Source organism: Bernardetia aquimarina (assembly GCF_042180575.1).
In the GTDB taxonomy this organism is placed as follows: domain Bacteria; phylum Bacteroidota; class Bacteroidia; order Cytophagales; family Bernardetiaceae; genus Bernardetia.
On sequence record NZ_CP170094.1, the window covers coordinates 321,423 to 342,680 of the forward strand.

Consider the following 21,258-nt stretch of genomic DNA (forward strand, 5'->3'; position numbering starts at 1 on the left):
TTAATAATTTTGTCTAACTACTTAATTCAAAAGAACTAGCGAATCTCTACTATTTTTAATGAAATCTATTTTTCTGTCAATCTTAATAATTTTATAAAAAATGTTTGATTCTTCACAAAGTTGTAGTTCATTAATTACAGTTATTCTAGCATATTCTTTATTGCTATTATTTTGATACAACAAAAACAAGCCGACGAAAATTGCAATTAAACTAGATATATAAAAGTACTTTTTTCATAATTAAAATTCTAAATCAACTCATCTAAAATTTTTTCCAATTCTCTATCAATCGTTTCATATTGATTTTTGAGTTCTAGGATTTGTTTTTGTTCCATTTCCATCAATAAATCAAAGTCTTTGAAGTTAGCGTCGATTTGATTTTTTAGATTAGCGATGTAAGTAGAAAGTTTTAGGTAAATTTCTTCTTTGAGAGCTTGTTTTCCTTGACTAACTTGTTCTCTATATTTTTGCATAATCTTTTGCTTTTTGACTATTACCGTAACACCAGTAAAAACTACACCAACAGCCGTAATAAGTCCACCTGTAACATCAAAAACAATTCCCTGTGTTAGTATTGCTAAAGCTGTTCCAATAATTGCCATTCCTCCTCCGGCCAAAAAATCAGTTGCAAAACTCGTTTCTTTTGGAAATAAATCTTTCTGTACAAAATTTTCAGTTTCTTTGGTAAACTCATGAAACTCAGTTTGTAAATCTTGCAAAACTCTACTTCTACGGTCAGCAATATCTCCAAAAATAGCGTGATTTTCTTTCAGAATTTTTGGACTATTATTGAGCTGCAAATCAATCATTTTTGCCATTTGCTGAATTGTATCTGCAATGGCTGTAATTCCTTCTCCAAGTTTGTCGGTTAAAGTTTTGGTAAGATTGCGTTCCAAATCTTGTGCTACACGCTCAAACCACACTTTTACAGATTCTTTATCGGAAAGCATTGATTTGAAAGATTTACCCAATAAATTAAAGGGATTCAAACCTTTACTGATTTCTTGTTCGGTTTCTCGTGTTATATTTTCATAGGCACCCAAAATATTTTCTATCAAAACATCAACTTGGTACAATGATTTTTTTTCTTGGTCGTTTAGTGTTTTCTTTACGTCTAATCTAAATTTATTATCAGCTTCTAGTTGTTTGTCTCTAAGATTTACGCCTTCTTTTATTCTTGCAAGAATTGTTTTTGAAGTGTCTATGTTATTTTTGAGCTTCAAAAGTGGCGCACGTCCTCCTGTGATATTGTCTTTTATGTATTCTCTTATTCCTGCAAAATTACTTGCCTCATGATTTCCTTCTTTTTCTAGTTTGGCAGAAACAGCAAAAATTTGTGGCTCTAATAATCCCTTTTTTTCTGCATGTTTTCTTACCCCTTCAATATTTGTGTTCAAATCAGACTCATTTAACAAATCAGACTGTTGAAGAACAAAAATAATTTTCTTTCTCCAATCTTTATGAATAAAATCAAAAAAATCCCAACTAGACTGACGATAGGGATTCTTAGCTTCAAAGACAAAAACAATCAAATCTGATGACGGAATAAAATCTTCTGTAATTTTTTGGTGTCCTTCCGAAATGGCATTCGTACCAGGGGTATCCACAATGGCAATTTCCTTTAAAATATCAACAGGTAATAAAATTTTTTTTAGATGTGGATTCATTACCAAAATCTGTTCTTCTTCACCATATAAAATCTGCTGAACTGTATCTGTACAAGGGTCTGGCGCAACTTTACAAATATCTTTTTCAGTTTCTAAAAGTGCATTGACAAAACTGCTCTTTCCTGCCTTTACTTCCCCCACAACCACAAACATATAGGGTTCGTTAATGCGCTGACGTAGTTCGCTAACTGTACCAGAAAGTTCCTTACTCTCAATATTTTGAGTGAGATTATGTAGATTTTTGATTGTTTCGTCTAAACGAAGACGAAATTTTTGAAGGCGTTTGTCTATAATACGGCTTTTCATCGATTTTTTTTGTATTTTTAATAAAGAGAGTTTGGCTTAAAACAAAATAATTTCTGCAAGTTCCTACGAAGCTACTAAAAAAAGGTGGAAATACAGAAAATCTTTGTAACTCTGCTTACTTCTAACTTAAAAAGAATATACTTCACTATAAAAAGCACATCATACAACGACAACCTTTTGGAGTTTTAGTTAGTTTAACTAATTAATGGCTTAGATTTTGTTTTTTTATACAATACCCCATCCTCCTTGTCATTTTTGATAAAAAATAATGTTATGAAAAAAATCACACTCTTTATATTACCCCTTTTATTTTTACTTAGTTTTTCTTCTTTTGGAGAAGGGACTGCACAGCTTATGCCTATTGGTGATGCAGGAACACCAGGACAACCTAATCGTGTTTCTATTCAAATTTGGGACAGAACAAATAGACTTTCGTTTACTTATAATGCTCCTCCAGATAGAAGATTGTATGTTCATGCTGAAGCAGGAGAAACAGTTTATTATGGCTTTGGAAATCAAGATGATGGTAATGATTTGTATTATAGAATTCGTCGTTTTGATACTTTGACTTCCACAGTGGTAGATGTCGTAGCAAATACAGCTATGCCAACTGCTGGAGCAGGGTATATTACCAATTATGATAGAGCAGTAGCTGGTCCTAGAACTTTGGTAGGAAATGCTACAGGTTATAATGATATTTCATTTGCTGCCACAGCAGCAGGAGATTACTGGATAGAATTTAATAGAGGTGCAGATCAGAATGTTATTCAAAATAATGCTAGACGTATAATTCGCTTTTTTGATGTTACTGTATTTAGTCCTACTGCTACAAACAGAGACCCTGTTACAGGAATTGTTTTGGGTAGATTGTTTTCCCCTTCTTGGGATTTGAATGCATCTAATGGTAATAATCCATTCTTAGCAACTATGTTTCCTTACACACCAGATAGAATAACTCTAGGTGTTGATTTTAATGGTATTCGTCCTATTGGATTTGTGGTAAATATGAACTCTTATGGAACAATAAATACGGGTAATTCAGCTACTGATAGACTTTCAAGAGGAGGTAATTTTAGCGCACCTGAATATCCTATTTTTTTAAATAACCCTGATTCTCTCATTTATCCGACAGGCAGAATCCCTGACCTAACTATCTCTGAAGTAGAAGCAAGAGATTGTGGAGAGTATGTAGTCAGAATAGAGATAAATGCAGCAGGGTTTGTAGAAGCTCTCTTAGATTTGAATCCAACAGGTGAATATGAGCTAGGTACTAGAGATGTTCTTTTGAATGGGGGGTTTGTTCCTGAGCCTGTTGCTCCTGCTACTACAAGCATTGTTTATATTCCTTGGAATGGTTTAGATGGTAATGGTGTGGCTGTACCCCAAGGTGAAACAGTTAATTTTATTGCCTATGTTCAATCAGGACTTACACATATTCCTATGTACGATGCCGAAAATCATCCAAATGGATATACAGTAAGTTTAGTAAGACCCAGTTTTGATATTGGAGGTAACCCTGTAGCAGACCCAGCTTTATTTTGGGATGATCAAACTCTTTTAGGAGATACAAGAAATTTAAATGGAGCAACATCACCAGCACACAGTTGGACAAATGAAGATAACGATACTAGAAATACTTGGTTTTATATTCGTCGTGTTGAACAGGCAAGTACTTTTATTATGGATAATCTTGACTTTGATATTCTTGATAATGGTGCAAGTGGTGTTTGTACAGTAGGACAAAGTAATGAGTTTGATCAAATTACTTTTGATGTTACTATAAATCCTAATAAGTATGAGGCATGGGAGCTTAATTTTTCTACTACTATAAATAACTCTCCTACTTATACATTAAATTTAATAGATATAGATAGTAGTGGAGTTACTACACTAGATGCTGATGGCTTGCCTAGACGTACTATTAGTGTGACTTATGAAGTAGTTCCTAATCCAGAAACTGAGGAACTAGATTTTAATTTTAGAGTAACAGGTTCAACCATTCCAGACTGTCCTGCTGATGTAAGTGATACTACTAGAGTACAATGTGATGATATTCTCTTACCAATTACTTTGCTAGACTTCAATGCTCGTCATTATTCAGATAATAGTGTATTGGTAGATTGGCAAACAGCCAATGAAAAAGAGAATCAAGGCTTTTATGTGCAGCGAAGTATAAATGGAAAAGATTTTAAAGACCTTACTTTTATACTAGGAAAAGGAACAACAAATAATTTATCTTCTTATGAATTTATAGATGAAGAGTATTGGCCTGGAACAGCTTATTATAGATTACAACAAGTAGATAACAACGGAAAAACAATGCTTACCAAAGTTGTGAGTGTAGAACGTGATTTTACAAATCTTCCGTTTACGCTTTATCCTAATCCAAACAGAGCAGGTGGAGAATTACATTTAAGAGGAATTACGAATAAAACATCTATTCAAAATATTCAAATAATAAGCATTACAGGACAGCAAGTTCTTGTTAATCCTACTCTCAAAACCACTTTTGATGGAGTAGCTATTGATTTACCTCAAAAAATGGCAAAAGGAGTTTATATTGTTCAGTTTGTTACAGAATTTGGAATGCAGAATTATAAATTTGTAATAGAATAGATATTCATTTCTAAATAAGTATCAATAAATAACCGTTTTGTAATGAGACGGTTATTTGTATTTTTATACATGTATAAAACAACTCTTCTTATTAGAAGGAAAAAAAATATTGTAATTCGCTATAAATCAAATAATTAACTTAATTTTACATATTCTTATCTATCATAAAAGCATTTTTATCTTATTATTTTTTACGATTTTCACTAAAAATATTATTTATCATGAAAAAAATTTTATGGCTCTTCCGACTTTTTAGCGATTATATGAATTTGACTATCATTCTCAATCTAAAATTTTGAAAGTTTCTAAACCCATACCCACTCCTTTTGAGGGTCTTAATTTTATTATTAATTCCCTCTACTATTCCGTTAGAATATCTATCTTTGAAGAAATTAATAATATCATTTTTCCAAGAATTAAACGTATTTATAAATCTATTTAGAGCCTTATGATTTATTTTTTGAGCTTCTTCTATCCATTGGTCTAGTAGTTTTTTAGCTTCTTGTTTACTCAAATCAGTATTAAATATATTTTGTAATTCCACTTTCATAAAATACACCTGTCTAAGCGTTGAGCTAAACCTAAACGCTTTAAGTAAAACTCGTCTTTCTTTATAAGTAAGGTCTTTCCATGCCTTGTATAAAAGCCATTTTATTTGCTTGAAATGAACGTTTTTATCATCTTTTCGTCGTAATTCTTTACGAATGCTATCTAGCACTTTATTACAATGCTGAAAAAAATGAAAGCGATCTATTACTACATCAGCGTTAGGAAATACTTCTTTTGCTGTATTTGAAAATCCCTCCCACATATCACAAGAAAATACTTCTATACTAGTACAAAAAACTTCGCCTTTGGATAAAAAATAGGCTTTTAAATACTCTTTATTACGGTATTCTAAAATATCCCAAACTTGACCTGTATCTAAATCTACTAAAACAACAGCATATTCCTTTTTTCCTTTTTTGTAAGCAAATTCATCAATACCTAAACGTCGAGGAAAATAATCTAGGTGTTTTTTTATCTCACGTTTACTATAGGTTTTAAAAATACCATCTAAAACATCCCAAAGTATGTTTTCTCGGATAGCTACTTCTTTGAAACTGCTATCTTTCAAACATAAATAAAGATATTTTTCCAAACGATGAGTTTGATTTTTTTGCTTAGAAACAAAACTAAAAACTTCTTGAAAGTAACGAGTACAATCTTGACAATGAAATTGACGAGAAGTTAAGTGTAAATAAACCTCTTTGTCTAAAATATTTCGGTCACGAACAATACGTTCTGAAGTAGAAGTCACTTTATTGCACTTTTTCAAGCAATTAGGACAAATAGAATCGGCTAAATTACTTTCTCCATAAATAGTTAAGCGAAGTGGAGAAGATTCTATTTTCGTTACTGAAAAATCTGAAAAACCTAATAAAATTGCTATTGTGTTAGTATCCATAGAAAGGCTAAATTAAGAAATTATCGCTAAATTGTCGGAAGAACCAATTTTATTACTTATTTTCTTTTGTCTTTTCTTAGCAGCAAACTCGCTGAGTTATGGACAATTTTATCCAGGTGGTTTTGGAGGAGGAGAAATGCCTTTTTGGTTACTACCTACACAAGCATACACAACAGGTACAACAAGTGTAAATGGGAACGATGTAATTCTATGGGAAGATGAAGCCTTACTTGTTGGTGGATTTAATAATCCTGCACCTGAAGCAAATGCTCCAAATTATAATAATACAGGCATTTATGGCAACCCTTCTGTACGATTTCAGAGAACTAACTCTGAATGGCTTACTTTAGGAAATGATAATAGTATCAATGGTGCTACACACAATGAAAAAATGCTGACTCTGACTTTTAATGCAAATACTGTTAATCAGCCTATTCAAATGATATATGAAGAAGGGGGAACTACCAATGGAATGGGTATTTACTTACTTCAAAATGTTCTATATGTAGCTATTTGGAATTATGGTACTGTCAACTGGGGAGGAGTTACTGGTAGTACAGTTTTTCCTACTGCTAGTGATGAAGATTATCGTTGCTTTACGGCTACTATTACAAATAATACAGATTACCTCGTTACATTATTATATGACAATAACTACACAAATACTTTTAAAGGGTTTTTGAATGGAAATCCTATGAGTATCTTAGATGGAGCAACTACTAGAACTTCACTGCCTGTAAATACTTTTGATGCTCACGGAGGAGAAATAGGAATAGGAGCTGTTAATGACAATACTAAAATATATGATATAGTAGCAAATAATGATGTGAATGTATCAGCAACAGGAGAGTATTTTAATGGACGTATAGGAGAGGTTACCTATTATAATAGCGCAAAAAATACAGAACGAAAAATAGTCGAAAATTATTTTTCTACAAAATATCAGTTTGCTTTAGGTGCTGATGATATGTTTGCTCAAAATCCTACTTATACAGCTAACATGATTGGCATAGGTAGAGAAACTGCTAGTGCATCTCTTACCAATACTGACCGTATTGATGCCAATATACAAAGTAGTGGTGGTTTATTTATGTCTAATTCAACTACTGGAGGTTTCTTAAATGCAGTAGGAGATTATGCTTTTGCAGCACATAATGCAGGTACAGGAGTTTCTCCAGATGGTACTGGTCAATACTCAAATAGAGCTTGGCTTGTAAGAGTTACAAACCAAGGTAGTGATGCAGGCACTATCAGACTTACCTTTGAAGCTACTGGCTTAGGAGTAGTTCCTGTATGTATTTCAAACGCTACAGAATATTATATTCGTGACTTGAATAATCCTACTGCAAGGCTGGGTTTAGGTACAGGTACTTATAATGCTGGTACTGGACTTATTTCATTTGATGTGAATGCTAATTTTTTTACTCCAGAAAAGGAGATTACCTTAGGATTAGATAATGCTGCCTTTGCTGCTAATGAAACAGGAAACTGTAATAATGGTTGTGATGATGATGGAGATGGCTTTGTAGATTGTTATGATAGTGATTGTAATGGTAATGCAGCTACACCTGACTCTTTGTGTGAAGATTATTTTTATGGACAAGTTCCTCCTGACTGTGCTATTAGTCAGCCTCCAGTAGCAACTGTAAATCCTGTGCGTGAATTTGGAACAGACTTAGATTTTGAAGTAGAACAGCGAGGTGGTGTTTTTGTAGGAGATGTAGTGCCTGATACATGGCCTAATTATCCTATTGGGGATGATAATGAACACATAGAAATTGTATCTAAAAATCCTTATAACACACCTTATACAAGTGGTCCTAGAGGACCAAGAACAGAAATGGGAGTTGCTGTACCTGGTGATCCTCGCTCTCCTAATATCTATATTTACTCAGGAGATAATGGTTCATTGATTCAACAAATACCTACACCTGTAACAGATAAGTTTAGCATGTTGGCACTTGCTGATGTAGATAATGATATGTATGGTGATATATTTATTACAGGAAATGATAGAAGACTTTATCGCTATGAGTTTGACCCTACTATTGCTTATGGAGGTTCTCAAGCTGCTACTGGAAATCAAATTGCTGTTTCTTCTGCTACTGGGGCTTTATTAGTTCAAACTTCTGAAATGACACCTGCTATTGCTGACTTTGACCAAAATGGAGTGCCTGAAGTATATGTAGGTAATGCTATCTACAATGCTATTACCCTAGAAAACTATATTCCTGCTAACACTTCACTTAGTGCAGGTATTCATCCTAATGATGCTCAAAGTGCTGCATTTCCAGTTGCTTATGACATATTTCGTCCAGGTGATCCATTACCAGGAGGAGGAAATTGTGGTCCTGAATGTCAAGGATTAGAACTTGTAACAGGAAATAGAATTTATGCTGTTGATTTATTATCAGGAACACTCACTTTAGTAGCTTCTGCACCTACTTTTGCTACTGATGGAGGAACAACCATAACTGATGGAAGAGCTAGTATAGCAGACATGGACAATGATGGATTAGTAGATATAGTTACTTGTGGAGCTTTTACAACTACTCCACTAGAGGGTGCTATTTTTGTTTGGAATCCACGTACAGGAGCTAGAATAGGTAATACTTTCAGACTTAATAATGGTGGACAGGTAACTACCATAGGAGGAAGACCCAACCTAGCTAATGTAGATAATGACCCACAATTAGAAATTATCGTAGGAGGAAGAAACAGAGTCTATTGTATAGAAGTGGGAGCTACACTTACTCAAAAATGGGTGGCTACTATTGACGAAACCTCTGATCGTACAAGTGGTTCTACCTTTGATTTCAATGGAGATGGAAATGCTGAAGTTATTTATAGTGATGAAGAAAACTTAATTATTTATAATGGAGAAACAGGAGTTCAACTTGCTAGTGTAACTTCACGCTCAGGTACTCGTAGTGAATATCCTTTAGTAGCTGATGTGGATAAAGATGGATTTACAGAACTTATAGTAACAGAGCAAGATGTAAATGGTCCAACTGATGATGCAATAGGCAGTGTAGTAGTTTATGGTTCGGGTTCGGACTGGGTAAGCTCTAGAATTGTATGGAATCAGCATACCTATTTTGTAACTAATATAGAAGATGACTTAGGAGTACCTACAATACAACAAAACCATGCAGTGATAGGTTATTCAGCAGGAGTAAATGGTCCTCTAAATTCTTTTATAAAACAAGTATCTTTATTTGACCAAAATAATAACTCTCTGACTCCAACAGGAGATTTACAGATTCTTTCTATTTCTGGAGGTGTAGTAACTACAGGAAGTAATGCTGGCAGTATAGATTACTCTAACTGTGAGTCAACAGGTGATATACTTATTACAGCTATAGTTTCCAATGCAGGAGATGCTACATTACCTGCTAATACACCTATTTCATTTTTTGATGCTGATCCATTTGCTGGACCTGCAAATGTTTTGGCTGTACTTACTTTAGGACAGGCATTAGCTCCTAGTGGAGCAGAAATAACACTTACATTTACTATTCCAGCAGGAGGAGGGAATATTACTGTGGTTGCAGTAGGAAACGTCGATGCAAACGTAAACTCAGCTGACCCTTTAATAGGAGACCCACAATATATGTCAAATGATGCTTATGATGCTGGAGAATGTGATTATAACAATAATGATCAAGAGGCTGACATAGGTCCTTGTCTTCTTCCAGTAGAACTTATTTCTTTGTATGCTGAAAATCTATCTGAAAAGGTAGTAGTTCATTGGGCTACGGCTAGTGAGTTAGATAATGATTATTTCTTGGTAGAGCGTGCAGGGGAAGATTTACAGTTTAAAGCCATCGGAAAAGTCGCAGGAAAAGGAACTAAAAATGAGCGTACTGATTATTTATTTAATGATTATGAGCCTTTATTGGGAACTTCTTACTACAGACTAAAGCAAGTAGATTATAATGGAGAATGGACAAACACTAAGGTTGTTTCGGTTACACGTACTAACAATAACCTTCCTCCAGCACTTTACCCAAATCCGAATCAAACAGGAAAAGAACTCTATATGCGTGGTTTGGTAGATACTTCGCTGATAAAACAACTGCGAATTATTAGTATTACAGGACAAGAAGTAACAGCAAGTATTCCTATTAGAATGTCTGTTGATGGAATAGTGGTAATCCAACTACCAAAATCGCTTTCAAAAGGAATTTATATTTTGAATGTAGCAACAGATTTTGGAGTAGAAAACTTTAAGTTTGTAATAGAATAAGAGAAAGAGCAATCTTTGTATGAAAGAAGGGTTTCTTTATCATTTTTTGATATAGAAACCCTTTTTTGTTTTAACACATTTGATCAAAATAACTCAAAATCATTTTCCAATTAGGAAAGGGTTCTGAACCAAAATGAATCAGTTCTCCTTCAAAGTTTTCTTGTCCTCTGCCTTCTTTTGAGTCATCTATCAAATAATCTCCTTTCAAAAGTGATTTATTAGGAGAAATAATCAGTTTTTCTACCATTTCTATTCCAAAATAATCTTCTATCCAAATTCGTTTTTCAGTATAACTCATTGGATTATAAATAGATGGTGCTGTCAGAATATAAATCTCAAAACTATCTTTTTGTAGTAATAACTTTACAGATTCGATTGCATTTTGAATAGGCTTTAGTTTTCTATAAAAATCAAACTGACTTTGAGGGAAGGCAATTTTTGGATTTAATTGAATCGCTTCTTCAAAAGCACTTTGATAATCACACAAAACACCATCCATATCTACATAAATTATCTTTCTCATTATCTTATTTTTATTTTTCTAAATTTAATTAATCCTAAAACTAACTCCTGCCTGTACATTTTGTTGAAGTTGAGGATTAAAAGTAGCATCTACATCCAAACCAGTTGCATCTATACCTCCATATTCTGCATCAAAAACATTATTAACTCTAAAATAAGCACTTACATTTTTATTAAAATAATGACGAACAAGCATATCTAATGTATAGTATCCATCTGTTTTAGCTCTGTCTTCTTCATACTGTTCTATATTAAATACATTTCTTCTGTACCAACTACTCATAATTACATTTTGAAAATTAATATACCACTTTGGCGAAGGACGTAAAGAAATACGACACTGTCCCATAAAATCGGGTTGCATACGATAATCATTTATTGTTCCTCCGTTATCAGGCAAAACTTCACTTCCTTGTGTATAACTAAAAAAAATATCTGTATCTAGATGAATGCGTTCAATAATATTTTTTATTTTTATTATTCCTTGTATTCCATAAATAGCCGAACGACTATCTTCATCATTTATATATACTCGTGCTGTTCCATTACTATTCCCTGAAAGATAAGACGCATTTGGATATATCTCTCTGTTTATTGGGCGAAAACGTCCAACAATTGGGCTTCTTGTTCCTGTAAAATAACCTACAATATCTAAGGTAATATTTTTAGAAGGAAAATAACGCACTCCAAACTCTGTTGTGATAGAAGTTTCTGGGTTTAGATTTGGATTTGGAATTTGTTGATAAATAACTGAATCTGTTTCAAGGTCTGGTAAAGCCAAAGAAGTAAATTGAATAGAAGGAGAAGGCGCACGAAAGGCAGTTGCCACAGAACCTCTAAACGATAATTTGGGATTTAACTTATATAAAATAGAAGCTCTAGGGTGTATGGCAACATTGCCAGAAGTACTATCATTCTCAAATCTATCACGAAAATCTATTCTCGCACCCAAAACACCTACCCATTTATCATGTGTGTAATAGGCTTGTGAAAAGACACCTCCATTCAAAAAATCATTTCCATTATATCCAAAATTGCCTAATATAGGATCAGGCTCAAGATTACCATTTAAAGCATCATTGTATAAATTTATATCAAAAGGTTTTTCAAGGTCATTTGTAACAGGTAAATTTGAAGAAAGTGTAACCGAAAAACCTCCTGTAAGCTCAAAATTTGGATTAATTTTTCTTGTATAAATACTTTCCAAAAAAACATCATCCGAACCTTCATATCTATATGAGCGACCTGTCGAACGACCAATATTATAATTTGTACCAAAAGAACTATTTGCATCTAATCTATAATATAAATAAGAAGCATTCAACAAAAAAGAAGATTTTTTATTACTTGTTTGATAAGAAATATGTGTTCTACGAATGGTTTCTCCCATATATGTTTCTGGATTAGCATACGAGAAAAAAGCAGGGTTACGCCCCAAAACACTATGTCTTCGGCTATACATTTCATCTATCGTAACTTGCAATTTTCTATAATTAAATTTTACACCTATTAAGTAATTTAACTCTGGTAATTGATTGACTTTTGCTTTAAAAAGATCATTTCCTTCATAAGCAGTAAGCCCAGCTCGTTCTTCTAAAAGTGTGAAAAAAGAATCTGGTTGATTAATAGCTAAGTTAGTCAGTAAACGTCTAGTCTGTACATCACTAGGATTGGTAAAAGAATTTAAAAATGTATTAAAAGGATTGAAGGCTTCCGAATCTCTGTCTAAAGCCAAATCATCTCTTTGAGTAAGATTTCCATAAATACTATATTGCAAAACATTTCTATCTCGTCCTGCTTTTCCTCCTGCCAAAAAATCTACATGTCTGTAATTATTTGTTCCAAAATACGCATTAGCTTGTGCATACGCTGATTTTTCAGAAGTTTGAGTGATAATATTAATGACTCCTGCCACGGCATCGCCACCATAAACAGCCGAAGCAGGTCCATAAACAATCTCTATTCGTTCTGCTTGAGCAATCGGAAGTTGCGATCCAATGGCAAGTCCTCCATTTACAGCAGGTTGAATTGGAACATTATTTATCAAAATCTTTGTATATTCATTTCCTATTTGTCCACGCATAAAAAACATTTCTCCAAGAACCCCCGATCCAGGTTGAGAAACTTTTATCCAAGGTACGGTTTTCAAGACATCAACAAGTGTGATATATCCATTTTCCATAATTTCCTCTTTTGTAACGACATAAACGGTAGAAGGAATATCTTTAAGTTCTTTTGCCGAACGACTTACCGAAACAAGGCGAGTTTTTTCTGTAAAAGTGGTTTTGGTCAGGTCTGCTTCAGTAAGTTTTTCTTTAGCAAGATGTAAAGGTGTTGATATATTTTCTTGATTATTCAAACTATCTGTGTTTTGAGCAGAGGTTTGGGTAAAGCAAAACAATAAAAATAGTAAGAGAAGTAAAGACGTAAAGCTATTATTTTTCATACGATTGAAATAGATTAAACAAAAATAAAGACGAAGCAAAATAGTAATCCACCTACTAAATTTGAGTTTATTTTATGATTTTGATAGAAATTTATAAAAAATCAAGATAAAAATGTTACTTTTTGACTAAAATACGGTTTTATTTGTAAAGAGTAAATAAAGTATCTCATAGAGTTTCTCAAATGACTACTTTTAACTTTTATAATTTCTTTTTTGAGAAAAATTCATTCAATTTTCATTTGACACAATCACAACTACATACTTCACCATCACAAATAAGTGAAGAAGAACAAATCCTAGCAGCTCAAAGAGATTCTAAACATTTTAGAATTCTTTATGAAGCAAATTATGAAGCTATTTTTCGTTTTTTGTATCGAAAAGCAAATGACGAAGCTCTAGCAGCCGATTTGACTTCTCAAACATTTATAAAAGCACTTCAAAATATTCATAAATTTGAATACAAAGGAGTTCCATTTTCGGCATGGTTGTACAGGATTGCTTCTAATGAATTTTTGAAATATTACAGAAAACAGAAAAAAATGCCTGTCTATTCATTAGAAGAAGAAACAGCCAAAAAGCTAACTAACTTTTCAGAAGAATTAGCAGACGAAAGACAACAAGAACAATTAGACAAACTCAAAAAAGGATTAGAAAAATTAAAAACAAAAGATATGCAGATGATAGAACTTCGCTTTTTTGAAGACAAATCATTCAAAGAAATTGCTTTTATCCTAGAAACAACAGAAAGCGCAGCCAAAATGAGAACGTATAGAATATTAGAAAAAATAAAAGAATCAGTTAGCAGTTACCAGTAAACAGTTACCAGTTAATTTCAAATTGTATTTTCATTCTCTTGCCTTTTCTCTTTTAACTCTGTGGTTCAAAAATGTATTTGTATTTAATTAAAAAAATTATGAAAAATCAAGATATAAATTTCAATCAGAAACCTATTTCATCAGAAAAAATCAAATCCTATCAAGATTTTGATGCTCTGTTGAATGAAGCAGAAAATAACAATTCACATAAAAATAAAAAAGTGGTTTTTATGTCTTTTTCTAATCCTTATTTCTCTATTGCAGCTTCAATTTGCTTATTATTTATAATTGGAGCAGGAATTTGGATAACTCAAGAAGTAAATCAAAAATCAGATTTTGTAGCAGATTCGATAAAAGAAACTGAAAACAAAACTGATTTAGCTTATTCTATCACAAACAAAGATTTGGAAACTGCCGAAAGACTTACAGCTTCGATTTCTCAAAAAATAGATTTGCCTACTCCAAAAAATGGAACTGCCGTAACAACTACCATTTTAGAAGAAAATGCAAGCCCTGAAAATGCTTCTTTAGAACAAGTAGCGCAAGTTTTGAGAACTGAAATGAATAAAAAGAATTCGTGTAAACTTATCTCTGCTTCTCCAAAAGAAACCAAATATGTTGCTTTTGTAGTCAGTAGTGAAGGACAAATTACGGATATAGAAGCGCAAGGCTGTGAACAGGAAGCTAGAAAAGTTTTAAATTCTTTCCCAAAATGGAAGTCTGGAACACTACAAGGTCAGCATCTTTCGCAGCGAGTGGTGGTGGCTATCTAAATAATACAGGAGTTAAACAACTTAATAATGTATAACTCCTGTATTTACTTCATAGATTTCAAATCTCAAAAACAGTTGACTAATCAAAAATAATTTTCTCACTCTAAATAGAGTAAGCTAAAGAGTGAAATCACTCGCTCAAAAGTTTTTCTACAAAATTAGTAGTGGATTCTACATAATTATCATAGTACTCTCCAGTTCCTTTTCCTGAAAAACCTGTGTGTATCTTTCTTACTTTTCCTGTTTTGTCTATGAAAATAGTAGTCGGAAAAGACATCACATGATTAAGCATTGGTAAAGTTTCGGCTGCAAATTGTTTATCTGCTCGTCCTGCAAATAGAATTTCATATTCTACATTCAGACGTTTTTTCATTCTTTCCAAACGTTTTTTTGCATCTTCAAAATCTTCGGTTTGTTCATAAGCAAGTCCAATTATTTCTAATCCTTTTGGATTATAAGTTGAATATAATTCTGTTAAAAAATTAGTTTCATCCATACAATTCGGACACCAAGAGCCTAAAAGTTGTACAATACGTACTTTACCATCATATTTTGAATTATCCAAGGAAATAAGTTTGCCTTCTAAATTTGGAAACTCAAAAGCGATTGTTTCATACCCTTCTTTCAAATAAGTAAGTGTGTCAGCTTTTGGAAGTGTAAAATTTGGATTGCGAGTAGAAATAAAATCAACAGATTGTCCTTTTCCCGACCAAAACTTTCCTTTTAGTGTATTTTCATTTTCTGCTTTTGCTACAAATAAAAATGCGTGAGAGCCATCAAAACAAGATAAATATAAAGAGTCATCAGAAATACTTCCAAAAAGGTAACGATAATCTCCTGTGGTAGTCAAAAATGTTCCTTTTAAATTCCCTTTGATGTCGGCTGTTTCTATTTTTTCAAAAACACCTAAAGCTGCACTAGAATCTCCACCAGACAAAAAATAGGTTTCCCATTTTCCACTTAAATCAAATTTTGGTGCTTTTTTAGTTTCAAAACGAGTTTTTGTATTTGGAGTAGCTGAAAAATCTAATGAACTAGCATTGGTAAAACTTCGACGATTCCATTTTCCTGTAAGTTGTTGTTTTTCTTTGTTCCATTCTGCAACTATTTCACCCTCAAAAATATGCATCGGAATTGTATATATATTTCCTTTTTTAGTTACATTATCCAAAATAATTTTTTCCTCGCCATTGATAAGCGTAAAAGTTGGAATAGTATCATTTTCATTGTCTAGGTAATTTACTTCAAAATTGAACGGCAAAACTGCCCCTTCTTGTTGTTGCAAAGTTGCTCTCCAAATTCCGTTTGGCAGTGTCATATCAGTTGAGTTTTTAGAATTACAACTAAATAAAATAGTAGAAAAAATTAGTAGTATAAAAATGAAGTATCTAGAAATTGATTTTATCATAATTTATTTATTGAATTTTTTAATAAAGAGTTTCTCTAAAACGGTTTTTAGGATAGAATAAGAGTAAAAAAATAGAGAACTGCTCTTTAAAAAAGAACAGTTCTACTAATTTTCTTATTATACATTCAGTTTTTAGGATAAAGAACGCATAAAGTTTTGCACAAGTGTAAAAGTGTACAAGCAACAAATATCGTAAATTTTGAGATATAATCTGTTTATAATACGATTTTATCCATTTTAAAACCATTGTTTGAATTAGCTTCATCAAGAAACAACAAAAAAGGCTTTCAAACTAAATAAGTTTAAAAGCCTTTTAAAAAATATGGGCGAACAGTGGGGAATAACCCAAAACATAAAACCCTCACTTTTGCACCAAAAAACAATGTTTGAGCCACTAATAAGCCATTTTTATTGAAAAGAAACTTCATACTCTCTTATTTAGATAAGGCTATTATTATGTTATTTTATTTCAAAGCTACCTTTATAACTAAGAAGTATTTTTTGTATTTAGGTTATGAAAAGAAAAAAGAGAAAATTTATTTACCCTCTAGCATAGCTAATTTTTTTTTTAGCATATCAACTTTTTCTTCTAAAAAACTGATTATTTTATTTTTATCGTTTATGACCTCCTCATATTTACTTTCTAAAAATTTATCCTCCTTATCTCTTTTTTCTTCTTTCTCTGATAGTTCCTTGTATGCTTCATACAAGTCAAGTACATCTGGATTCTGAAAAATCATATTATGCTCATCAACTTTTATATTTTCTAAAAAATCATCATAAGTTAAATCCGTATTTGCTATATAATAATCTACTAAACGAACTGTATTTATTCCTAAAATCCTACACAATTCAGTAAGACGAGATATACTCATAGTCGTTATACCTCTCTCCAGTTTACTATATGCGTTTTGAGTAGTTTCTAGTTGTTCAGCCATATCATCTTGAGATAATCCTAACTTAACTCTAGCTTGTTTTATTACCTCTCCAATAGATTCTTTCATAGTATATAAACGGTATTATTTAAGACACAAATTTATAAAAGAAAGATTGTTTTTTCTAAACTCAAAAAGTTTGAAGTAAAATTTATATGATTTAAAATAAATTTTTTAGTGTTTAAATTTTGAACTTAAAAATTTTGTTTATATAATTGTAGAATAAAATAAATTTTTTAGCGATATGAAAATACCAAATAACAGGCTGAAAGAAATTATTAGGAGCTATGAAAAGGATAGAAAGACAGAATTTAAACCTAATAGAAGTTTTTATTCCTTTATTCAAATAGGTTCAAGACGTTTCCATCAGCTTATCCGTAATGAAAAGCCTTTGCAGTTTGATGAGATGCAAAGGCTATCCGAATACTTCGGTGTTCATATTTTAGAATTACATGAGAGTACAGTAAAATATTTAGATTAAATCCATACTCAATCCACAAAATATTTATCTAAATATTTTTTTGACTTTCAATAATTCAGTTTTCCCACTTCAAACCAAGTGAACTGCCTATGTTACAGCGTAGGCACTCACTTTTTTTGAACCTAAATCCATACTAAATCCACAATTAAAAAAATTGTTCTTATGATTAAAGCACAAAATCAATTTTTCACATTAGAAGCTCCTTCAAATTTTGTAGAGGGCATCAAATGGTATGTAAAACTCAAAACGAGGGCAAACGGCTATCGTACAGATGAACGTATCAAATCAATTTCAAATATTTTGTTACGAACGATTAAAAAAATGGGTATTGATAATATGCCTATTCAAAATGTAAATGCTGGTGTTATTACACAGCTTTTAGTTAGAACAAAGAAAGATAGAGGTTTCAGTAATACTCGTTTCAATGATTATCATTCGTTTCTAAATACTTGTTTTAGAGAGTTTTTTAAAAATGATTGGATAAAGAAAAACCCACTTATCAATGTAGATAGAAGGCGAAAAGAAGACCCCGAAAAACACACTCCGTACACCGAAACAGAGTATGAGCGTATAAAAGATTATTTCATTGAGAAAGAGCCGTTTTTATGGTCTTTTATTGAATTTATGTGTCATACTGGATTACGTCCAAATGAGATACGACAAATGAAAGTAGGAGATATTGATACTGAAAACTGGCTAGTTAGACTAAGAAGTAGTATAGCCAAAACTGGTAAAGAAAGAATAATCAAAATCCGTTCAGAGTATCGTCCGACTATTAATGAATGGTGTTTGGATTTATACCCTAAAAAGTTCTTTTTGTTTTCTAATAAGTCTAAGGGAATAGGAGAGAAAATGGCAGGTAAAAATGCCTTTTCGATGAAATTCTTTGAACATCGTCCCTACCTTAATGTAACCGAAAATCATACTTTATACGGCTTTAGGCATACAATGGCATTGAGGATTTTAGAGAATAATAATCACAACTTAAAGAAAGTTCAAAAATACTTAGGGCATACCTCGCTTAAAGCAACTTTCAATTACTTACAAAAGGCTTATGCACGGCAAATAACAGATGATTCTGTTACGGTTTATCCAGTTATTTGAAGTAAGAAATTATCCTAAAAAGAACTACCTAAAAAGTAGCTATTTTTTAGAATATGCCCTAATGATAGTTTAAACGCATTTTTAAAAAATTACCATGCGTTCAGATGGACAAGCTCCTTGTCTTCAGTAAAATTTTTCTTTGTGTAATAAACTATCTATTTATTGATTTATTTTCCCACATCAAAAATCAAATTTTATTATGCTTGATTCAACAAAGGCAATTATCAAACTGGCAGATATAGGCACTACTTGTAAGGAGTTGCAAGCAGTTTGTATAGGCTGCGAAAATACCGATTTAGAACAGTATAAGTATTATCGTTCAATGTTGGAGCTACTCTATCCACAATATCAATTTCTACTTTCCGAAGCCGATATACTTCATAATCTACAAAAAGAAGTTTGGGCAATGGAAGAAGTAGAAAGAAATAAAAATATAGATGAGCTATTCCAACAAATAGCAGTCTATGAAAGCAAAAAATCTAATCAGATAATAGAAGTAGAAGTAACAGAAAAAGAGTACAAAACGCCTTTCGAAAAGGTGTTAGACTTCAATATTTTGGGTTACAATATCTTCTTTTGTTTGGAGATAGGAAAAAACACATAACCACAAAAAAACCGTCTGAAACGGCAAATTTCAGACGGTTTATAAATCTTATTGATTACTTACTAATAACAGCATAAAGATATGCAAAAAACATCAGAAATACAAGAAATTCCATTAGAAAATGGACAAGAGAAAACCTCAAAAGCTACTGAAAATGAAGTAGTTAAGAGTGATTTTCTTAAAATGTTTGAAGGTCAAGTATTAGATTATATCAAAGAAGGAAAAGAAGAAAATATTGCGAAAGCAGAACTAACCATCAAATTTCCTACAGTAAATCCCACAACCGTAAAAAACATTGTAGAGCGAGTTTATAAGGAAAATGAAGCGTTCTTTTTTTTCTTCGCTAAGACCAAAAACGACCAAATCTTGACCTATCTACAACATTATGAAAAAGGTTTAAGGTTCAATGTTATAACAAATGAATTTGAAAATAACGGACGTGTTTTGACAGATGCAGACCTAAATACAATCCTTATACAAGTACAAAATTTTGGAGTAAAAAAATGTTCTAGTAATGCTTTTTTTACGGTTCTCAATAGTAATTACATTAGAAAATACAATCCTTTTACAGAGTTTTTCGAAGAGAATAAACATAGAAAGCCAAAAGGATTAATTAAGGCTTTATCTGATTCAATTATTAGTCCGACAGAAGTAAGTAGCAATGGACAAACTAATGAAAACTACAATTACATTTTTATAAAAAAATGGCTTATAGGTCTTATAGCTAGTGTTTTTGGTGGTAAAAGTAATTTATTTTTGGTCTTAGTAGGAGGGCAAGGAACTGGAAAAAGTCAGTTCTTTTTACGATTACTTCCAAATGAGTTAAAAAATTATCTAATAGAAACGAAATTGGATAATGAGAAAGAAAGCGATTTAGCTCAAAAAATGGGTTCGGCACTAATCATATTAGATGACGAAATGGGAGGTAAAAATAAAAGCGATTGGAAAACTCTCAAATCATTATCTGATAAAGACAATTTTAGGGTTCGTTTGCCTTATGGGCGATTAATGCAGACTATCAAGCGTTTAGCATCTTTTGCAGGTACAAGCAATGAATATGAGTTGTTAGGAGATTTGACAGGAAACAGGCGAATGCTACCTATTGAGGTCTATAGCATTCAGCATAAAGAGTACAATTCCATAGACAAAAAAGATTTACTAATGGAAGCCTACCATTGCTATAAAAACGGAGAAACGCACGAATTGAGTGCAGAAGATAAGGCACTACTCAACCGTTACACCTACAAATTTGAAAAAACAGATGCTATAATGGAAGCTATACAAGACTGTTTGGAAGTTCCGACAGAAGACACACAAGATAAAGCTATTAATATGACGGCTAGTGAATTAGCTAAATATTTAGACTTTTGGGCATCAGTAAAAATTTATCCTAATGCGTTAGGTCAGAGGTTGCAAAACTTCGGATTGATGCAACGGCACGAACGAGTGGAGCGAAACGGTAAATTTACCACAAAACGCTTTTACTCCGTTATAAAAACTAAAAATAATGACTAAATCTTACAAGTTCAAAAAACAAAAAAGTTTAAAAACTACTGTAAATGCTGTAAATGCTGTAAATGCAGCCGAAAATCAGCCTTGAATATATCAAAAACATTGATTTTTCATTTACAGTAACTTTTTAATCTACTGTAAATGCAAAAATCTACTGTAAATGCAAAAAAGCATAAACTTTGATTAGAGCAAATAGAAGCACTTTTTAATAAAAATTAAAATTTTTGTTTCAGTTATGAAAACCTTAAAAAATAACAGGTTTTGAAAGAAAAAAGAGCAATATATTACAGTATCAATAATTTAATTAATTATATAATTATTCTAATAAATATCACTAATTCAATTTTTTATATAATTATCAAAGGTTAATGTA

Annotated in this window: 14 protein-coding genes; 8 read left to right on the plus strand and 6 right to left on the minus strand. The window is 32.1% G+C overall.

All coding sequences use genetic code 11. From position 1 onward, the window contains the following. Positions 1–248: 248 nt before the first annotated feature. Entirely contained in the window at positions 249–1,973 is a 1,725-nt protein-coding gene (locus ACE193_RS01290; protein WP_375561216.1) for a dynamin family protein, read from the minus strand. Positions 1,974–2,246: 273 nt separating this feature from the next. Here ACE193_RS01290 and ACE193_RS01295 point away from each other — a divergent pair, with 273 nt between their 5' ends. Beyond that, complete coding sequence (locus ACE193_RS01295; RefSeq protein WP_375561217.1) at positions 2,247–4,589, plus strand: T9SS type A sorting domain-containing protein; 2,343 nt, start codon at positions 2,247–2,249, stop codon at positions 4,587–4,589. Between the two features lie 259 nt (positions 4,590–4,848). On the opposite strand, the gene ACE193_RS01300 is transcribed toward ACE193_RS01295, so the two are convergent. Continuing rightward, a complete protein-coding gene (locus ACE193_RS01300) occupies positions 4,849–6,036 on the minus strand; it encodes an ISL3 family transposase (protein ID WP_375558606.1) in 1,188 nt (395 codons plus the stop codon). A gap of 31 nt (positions 6,037–6,067) precedes the next feature. On the opposite strand from ACE193_RS01300, the gene ACE193_RS01305 reads away from it, so the two are divergent. Beyond that, positions 6,068–10,285, plus strand: a complete 4,218-nt coding sequence (locus ACE193_RS01305) for an FG-GAP-like repeat-containing protein (protein WP_375561218.1) — start codon at positions 6,068–6,070, stop codon at positions 10,283–10,285. A gap of 70 nt (positions 10,286–10,355) precedes the next feature. On the opposite strand, the gene ACE193_RS01310 is transcribed toward ACE193_RS01305, so the two are convergent. Together ACE193_RS01310 and ACE193_RS01315 are read right to left on the minus strand one after the other, a co-directional pair. Further along, a complete protein-coding gene (locus tag ACE193_RS01310) occupies positions 10,356–10,808 on the minus strand; it encodes a hypothetical protein (RefSeq protein ID WP_375561219.1) in 453 nt (150 codons plus the stop codon). 24 nt (positions 10,809–10,832) lie between these two features. Next, complete coding sequence (locus ACE193_RS01315) at positions 10,833–13,253, minus strand: TonB-dependent receptor (protein WP_375561220.1); 2,421 nt, start codon at positions 13,251–13,253, stop codon at positions 10,833–10,835. 182 nt (positions 13,254–13,435) lie between these two features. On the opposite strand from ACE193_RS01315, the gene ACE193_RS01320 reads away from it, so the two are divergent. Both ACE193_RS01320 and ACE193_RS01325 read left to right on the plus strand, forming a co-directional pair. Then, positions 13,436–14,068 (plus strand): RNA polymerase sigma factor, encoded by a 633-nt coding sequence (locus tag ACE193_RS01320; RefSeq protein ID WP_375561221.1) that lies wholly within the window; start codon positions 13,436–13,438, stop codon positions 14,066–14,068. Positions 14,069–14,166: 98 nt separating this feature from the next. Further along, positions 14,167–14,841, plus strand: a complete 675-nt coding sequence (locus tag ACE193_RS01325; RefSeq protein ID WP_375561222.1) for a hypothetical protein — start codon at positions 14,167–14,169, stop codon at positions 14,839–14,841. 130 nt (positions 14,842–14,971) lie between these two features. Here ACE193_RS01325 and ACE193_RS01330 read toward each other — a convergent pair whose 3' ends face one another. Further along, positions 14,972–16,159, minus strand: coding sequence for a TlpA disulfide reductase family protein (locus ACE193_RS01330; RefSeq protein WP_375561223.1), 1,188 nt, complete (start codon positions 16,157–16,159; stop codon positions 14,972–14,974). A gap of 626 nt (positions 16,160–16,785) precedes the next feature. Next, positions 16,786–17,253 carry a helix-turn-helix domain-containing protein gene (locus ACE193_RS01335; RefSeq protein ID WP_375561224.1) on the minus strand — a complete coding sequence of 156 codons (468 nt, stop codon included), beginning with the start codon at positions 17,251–17,253 and terminating at the stop codon, positions 16,786–16,788. A 175-nt stretch (positions 17,254–17,428) separates the two neighbouring features. Between ACE193_RS01335 and ACE193_RS01340 the strand changes: the two genes are divergently transcribed. The 4 genes from ACE193_RS01340 to ACE193_RS01355 all read left to right on the plus strand — a co-directional run bounded on the left by ACE193_RS01340 (position 17,429) and on the right by ACE193_RS01355 (position 20,888). Further along, positions 17,429–17,665 (plus strand): hypothetical protein, encoded by a 237-nt coding sequence (locus tag ACE193_RS01340; RefSeq protein WP_375561225.1) that lies wholly within the window; start codon positions 17,429–17,431, stop codon positions 17,663–17,665. Between the two features lie 162 nt (positions 17,666–17,827). Beyond that, positions 17,828–18,769 (plus strand): tyrosine-type recombinase/integrase, encoded by a 942-nt coding sequence (locus ACE193_RS01345; RefSeq protein WP_375561226.1) that lies wholly within the window; start codon positions 17,828–17,830, stop codon positions 18,767–18,769. A 199-nt stretch (positions 18,770–18,968) separates the two neighbouring features. Further along, the gene (locus ACE193_RS01350) at positions 18,969–19,373 is read left to right on the plus strand and encodes a hypothetical protein (RefSeq protein ID WP_375561227.1); all 405 of its coding nucleotides are present in this window, start codon (positions 18,969–18,971) and stop codon (positions 19,371–19,373) included. A gap of 81 nt (positions 19,374–19,454) precedes the next feature. Then, a complete protein-coding gene (locus ACE193_RS01355) occupies positions 19,455–20,888 on the plus strand; it encodes a VapE domain-containing protein (protein ID WP_375561228.1) in 1,434 nt (477 codons plus the stop codon). Positions 20,889–21,258 lie beyond the last annotated feature (370 nt).

Excerpts from the sequence above, each read along its gene's own strand:
- ACE193_RS01290 (WP_375561216.1), bottom strand. The coding sequence starts at position 1,973 with ATGAAAAGCCGTATTATAGACAAACGCCTTCAAAAATTTCGTCTTCGT.
- ACE193_RS01295 (WP_375561217.1), top strand. The coding sequence starts at position 2,247 with ATGAAAAAAATCACACTCTTTATATTACCCCTTTTATTTTTACTTAGT.
- ACE193_RS01300 (WP_375558606.1), bottom strand. The coding sequence starts at position 6,036 with ATGGATACTAACACAATAGCAATTTTATTAGGTTTTTCAGATTTTTCA.
- ACE193_RS01310 (WP_375561219.1), bottom strand. The coding sequence starts at position 10,808 with ATGAGAAAGATAATTTATGTAGATATGGATGGTGTTTTGTGTGATTAT.
- ACE193_RS01315 (WP_375561220.1), bottom strand. The coding sequence starts at position 13,253 with ATGAAAAATAATAGCTTTACGTCTTTACTTCTCTTACTATTTTTATTG.
- ACE193_RS01320 (WP_375561221.1), top strand. The coding sequence starts at position 13,436 with ATGACTACTTTTAACTTTTATAATTTCTTTTTTGAGAAAAATTCATTC.
- ACE193_RS01325 (WP_375561222.1), top strand. The coding sequence starts at position 14,167 with ATGAAAAATCAAGATATAAATTTCAATCAGAAACCTATTTCATCAGAA.
- ACE193_RS01330 (WP_375561223.1), bottom strand. The coding sequence starts at position 16,159 with ATGACACTGCCAAACGGAATTTGGAGAGCAACTTTGCAACAACAAGAA.
- ACE193_RS01335 (WP_375561224.1), bottom strand. The coding sequence starts at position 17,253 with ATGAAAGAATCTATTGGAGAGGTAATAAAACAAGCTAGAGTTAAGTTA.
- ACE193_RS01340 (WP_375561225.1), top strand. The coding sequence starts at position 17,429 with ATGAAAATACCAAATAACAGGCTGAAAGAAATTATTAGGAGCTATGAA.
- ACE193_RS01345 (WP_375561226.1), top strand. The coding sequence starts at position 17,828 with ATGATTAAAGCACAAAATCAATTTTTCACATTAGAAGCTCCTTCAAAT.
- ACE193_RS01350 (WP_375561227.1), top strand. The coding sequence starts at position 18,969 with ATGCTTGATTCAACAAAGGCAATTATCAAACTGGCAGATATAGGCACT.
- ACE193_RS01355 (WP_375561228.1), top strand. The coding sequence starts at position 19,455 with ATGCAAAAAACATCAGAAATACAAGAAATTCCATTAGAAAATGGACAA.